Consider the following 5439-nt stretch of genomic DNA (forward strand, 5'->3'; position numbering starts at 1 on the left):
GAGGGAGCGAGGTTATGTTTTGGGAACCCCAAAACGCCTCGCTCCACCATGAGGGCGGAGATTTTTTGCTCCCGGCGGTCGCAGAAAGTAAGTGTACCAACTGTAAACAGTATATCGAATGACAAGCATACATGAACAGGACAAGAGAAAGGGCGGAAGACCGCCCACAGGCAGGGTTCGCAAGTTGTCGAAGTCTGTCACGGTGAAGTTCTCGAAACCAAGCTACGAGGCATTGAGGCTGAGGGCGAGAAAAGCCAACCGCAAGTTGGCGGAGTATATACGAGAGTAGACATAGAAAGGAGAGGTTAAGTCTTTGCTTCTGATGTATGCAAATTGAAACTAAGAGTCATATATTGAAATGATGCCAGCTATCCTCATAGGATAAAGCAACCATATAAAATCTTAATTGAATATTATTATTCTCCTTTGCAACAACAAAATATAGTTCGGAACGAACAGAAAGACATGTTTTATGCGTTTTTTGTGTTAAACTGTATGAAAATATTTGTAACTTCGAAATAAAAACATTATTTTTGCATCGCTTTTATAGCAAAAAGAAAAGTCATCTACAACTTTTTAATAGAAAGAAATAATGAGAAATAGTTTTTGTATATTTTTTCTTCTTTGGGTTACTTTGGATGTTTTTAGTGGGGAAAAAAGTCTTTTCACAATAGGCTCTGATTTTATAGTAACCGATACAATATCAAAGAACTTGTCTGATACATCTAGAATCTTTAACTTGTCAGATGTCGTTGTAAAAGGTTCAAATATCATAACAAAATCAGACCGCTTAATATTAATTCCAACTTCTAATATGCAGAAGGCATCGTCATCTGCATGGGATTTGCTGAGCAAAATAAAACTGCCAGGAGTAATCGTTGACCGCCAGAACAAGAATGCAACAACTATTAATGGAAGTAATATACTTTTTAAAATCAACAACATTGATGCCACTATTGCAGATTTTTTGACGATAATCCCAAGCGATGTAAAAAAAATAGAGTTTTTTGATAAATTAGGAGCACGATATAATGACAGTAACATTAGTGCAATCATTAACATTGTAACTAAAAGGCATACTTCTGGTGGACAATTTGGACTCTATGAAGATGCGGCTCTAACAACAATGTCGCTATATAATAGTGCTTATGTCAAATTTAACAAGGCAAACAGTTTGTTTAGCCTAAGCTATAATAGCAAGTACCGAGATTATTCCAATTCATACACAGATACGTATCTAGAAAATGAAGATGTTGAAATATCCAGAAAGGGCGTAGAATCGCCATATGGATACTTTCTTCAAAATATAGATGCTGCATATAATTATTATAAGAATAACTTTACATTTAACATAAAATTCAACTATAGTACAAACCGAAACACCAATCAAAATTGCTCACAGGAGATATTTGATAAGAAAAGTTTGATAGGAAATTCATTTAGGTCACCAAAAGACAAAAGTCATTCACCTGCAATAGACTTGTTTTCTGAATATAAAATTTCCTCCAAACAGTCATTGCTCTTTAATATGGTAGGAAAAATATTACAGACAAACTATGATTATTCATATACTGAAAATGTAAACGAAAATAATTCCCATTTTGAGTATGGGGTAGAAGGAAAGCGCAAGTCTCTTATAACAGAAATCATGCATACTTATTCTTTAAAAAATCTTTCATGGGATTCTGGTTTAAGATACAAATATTCAGACACTCACAATTTATATAGTTATGATATTACAAATGATTTTGATTCAAAAGACCAAAATTTATACGCTTATACCCAATTCTCTGGAAATGTTAAAAATATCTACTACATGGGGGGAATAGGTATAAATTGGGTTAGTTTCAAGGAAGGTGGCAATTCTTTTAACAAAGTATTATATCGTCCTTTAGGCAGAATTAAGTATATGCCTTTAGACAATTTTAGTATGTCTTATCAATTTTCAATGCAACCAACAATACCAAGCTTGTCAACATTAAGTGGAATTACAAAAAATTTGAATAGATATGAATTCGAAACAGGCAATTCTGCCTTGCGTCCTTATGACAACATAAAACATAAATTATCTTTATCTTGGAATCCTAACAGATGGTATATTTCACTAAACTACAATATCGAAAGTGCAAAAAATCTTTTTGCGTCTGGTATTTATTGTCAAAATGGGAAATCAGGTTATCAACATATAAATTTTGATTCAAAAACTGTTCGTAAAATAAATTTTTACACAAGCTTTGACATCATAAAGGACATGTTGTTCATTGATGGCTATATTTCATACAACTATTATAAATTTAAAATAGAAGACGAAACTTTCTCTTTAACAGACTATACATATGGTGGGAAGATAGTGTTCTACCTGAAAAACTTTTCTGCAAATATATCTTTCAATCATAATCCAAGGGAATTATTTGGAATGAAAAGTTTTTATGGAGAATCCACAGGCAGCGTTGATTGTTCTTATAAATACAAAAGAATGACTTTCTCACTTGGAGTATGGAATCCGTTTAAAAAATATGTTCAGAGTTCTGGTTTCGAGTATGCTAGAAATGGTTTATATAAAACTGAGTATTTTAGAATAAAGGACAATGCTAATATGATAACTCTAGGTGTTTCCTATGACATAAATTGGGGTAAATCTTATAAGGCAAGAAATAAAAGATTAAATAATTCGGACAACATAGATGGTATTGTAAAATAAAAATGATGAAAAATTTTCACTTTTCATACAACATGATTCTATGCAATGTGGCATTGCTTGTTTGTGTATGATATGTAAGTTTTTCGGTCGTAGCATTTCCATAGAAACTATGGCAAACTTATGTCATGCTAATAAAGAGGGAGTGTCTTTAATGGGATTAAGTGAGTCTGCTACGATTCTTGGTTTTCATGCTATAGCTGCAAGAACCAGTATCAATAAGTTACAAATTGTTCCTCTTCCTTGCATTTTGCATTGGAATCAAAATCATTTTGTCGTTTTATATAGAATAAAGAACAACAAATACTATATTGCTGACCCAGGAAAAGGTTTGATAACTTATACTCTTGATGAATTCAAGAAACATTGGCTAAGCACAAATACCAATGGTGAAGACAAGGGCATCGCTATGTTCTTGGAAACTACACCTGCCTTTTTTGCTTACAAGATGCAGAAAGAAGAGAACATAAAAGAAAAGCGGTCTTTTCGTTTTCTCTTGGGGTATGTGAAAAAATATCGTAAGTATTTTGGGCAAATTGTACTAGGTTTGGTTGTTGGAAGCCTTTTACAGTTAGTCTTGCCATTTCTCACCCAATCTATTGTTGATATTGGCATCAAAAACCAAGACATTGGTTTTGTTTGGCTGATATTATTGGGACAACTTATGCTAACAATTAGCCGAACAGCTATTGACTTTATCCGTAGATGGTTATTGCTTCATATCTCCTTGCGCATTAACATTTCACTATTGAGTGACTTCTTCATTAAATTACTGAAGCTTCCAATGTCTTTCTTTGACACAAAGCTTATGGGAGACTTGATGCAAAGAATGAGTGACCATAGTCGTGTGAATAAATTTCTCACACAGCAGACACTCAACATAACATTTGCGATATTCACTTTTGTTGTGTTTTCTGTGGTGCTGTTCTTATACGATAAATTTGTGTTTGCTATCTTCTTGCTTGGAAGTATTCTCTATGGCGCATGGATGACTTTATTCTTAAGACGGAGGAAAGTACTAGATTATGAGTTATTTGAACAGCAAGCCATCAACAACAACAAAACTTACGAGTTTATCACCTCTATGCAAGAAATCAAATTGCAGGATTGTGAGCAACGCAGAAGATGGGAATGGGAAGATACACAAGCTGATTTGTTTGGAGTACAGATGAAATCGCTCAAACTCCAACAAATGCAAGAAGCAGGGTGCATATTCATCAATGAAACTAAAAATACCATCATTACAGTTATAGCTGCAACAGCGGTAATTCACGGAGACATGACCCTTGGCATGATGCTTGCCATACAGTATATTATTGGTCAATTAAATACACCTGTAGATCAATTGATGAACTTCTTTTATTCCTTGCAAGATGTGAAGATTAGCTTGGAACGTATCAACGAGATTCACCAGATGGATGATGAGAATGGAAAGGAAGGCTTGCTGACTTCTATTGAAGATAAGAATGAGGGCATTGACATCAAGAACATCATGTTCAAGTACGACCCACATGCTTTGCGCAAAACCATAGACGATGTGAGCATTCACATTCCGCAAGGTAAGGTAACAGCCATCGTTGGCGCATCTGGCAGTGGAAAGACCACCCTCATCCGCTTGATACTTGGTTATTATCCTGTCTTGGAGGGAAAAATAAACATTGGAAATACTGACATAAACAAACTCGACAAAAAGTGGTGGCGCAGACAATGTGGCGTAGTGATGCAGGATGGCGTTATCTTCTCGGAGAGTATAGCACGAAACATTGCCGTTGACGATGGCGACATAGACAAGGAACGGTTGTTGAAAGCAGCCGAGATAGCTTGTATCAAGGAGTATGTAATGGCTTTGCCTCTGAAGTTCAATACCAAGATTGGACGTGATGGCGTGGGACTAAGCCAGGGACAGAAACAGCGTATCTTGATTGCAAGGGCGGTTTACAAGAATCCTGACTATATATTCCTTGACGAGGCTACAAACTCGCTCGATGCCAATAATGAGAGAAGCATCGTGGAGAACTTGGATAAGTTCTATAAGGGCAAGACCGTTGTGATTGTGGCTCATCGCCTAAGCACGGTGAAGAATGCCGACCAAATCGTGGTCATCGACCATGGAAAGGTGGTTGAGATAGGCAACCATGAGTCTTTGACCGCCAAGCGAGGGGCATATTATAACCTTGTGAAGAATCAGTTGGAATTGGGAAACTAAAATGCTTTTAATATGGAACAGAATGAAAAAGAATCAGATAATATCGAGTTGAGAAGCGAGAAGGTGAGGAACGTGATAGGCAAAGTTCCTCCTCGCCTCGTCAGCTTGGGAACGGTTGTCATTACGACAATAGTCCTCGCCCTCGCAGTTGCTTTCTACAAGATACCTTATCCTATATCCATAGAGGCTAATGGTGAGGTCATCAATCAAAGAACAGTGCAAGTGTTTGGGCCATACAAGTATTTGTATCTTTTCGATGAGCTAAGGACGGCTCATGTATCTTTCGAGGGCAACGATAATGCATCTTATAACTGCAACATCACAAGCCATAAAGCCAGGCTCATACATAGGGAAGATGGTAACTATTTTATGGCTATAGCCACAGTGAGTACACAGGGACAAAAGTCCCCTGTGTTGCAAAAGTACATGAAAGCCGATGTCAGAATCATCGTCAGCAACAAAACGTTATGGCAGCAGGTATTCGGATAGTCTATGTCCGAACACCTGCCGTTTGTTTTAGGATGCATATTGTGTT

3 protein-coding genes and 1 pseudogene are annotated in these 5439 nt (G+C 36.4%); all 4 read left to right on the top strand.

All coding sequences use genetic code 11. The annotated features are described in order from the left end of the window. Nucleotides 1-118: 118 nt before the first annotated feature. Nucleotides 119-286: pseudogene (locus tag KSW37_RS16095) on the top strand (plasmid mobilization protein); the annotation flags it as partial. A gap of 306 nt (nucleotides 287-592) precedes the next feature. Further along, nucleotides 593-2701 carry an outer membrane beta-barrel family protein gene (locus KSW37_RS14980; RefSeq protein ID WP_217315211.1) on the top strand — a complete coding sequence of 703 codons (2109 nt, stop codon included), beginning with the start codon at nucleotides 593-595 and terminating at the stop codon, nucleotides 2699-2701. A 40-nt stretch (nucleotides 2702-2741) separates the two neighbouring features. Then, the gene (locus KSW37_RS14985) at nucleotides 2742-4904 is read left to right on the top strand and encodes a peptidase domain-containing ABC transporter (protein WP_217315213.1); all 2163 of its coding nucleotides are present in this window, start codon (nucleotides 2742-2744) and stop codon (nucleotides 4902-4904) included. 12 nt (nucleotides 4905-4916) lie between these two features. Next, entirely contained in the window at nucleotides 4917-5393 is a 477-nt protein-coding gene (locus KSW37_RS16100; RefSeq protein WP_254368695.1) for a hypothetical protein, read from the top strand. Nucleotides 5394-5439: the final 46 nt, after the last annotated feature.

This window comes from Segatella copri, from assembly GCF_019127135.1.
GTDB lineage: Bacteria > Bacteroidota > Bacteroidia > Bacteroidales > Bacteroidaceae > Prevotella.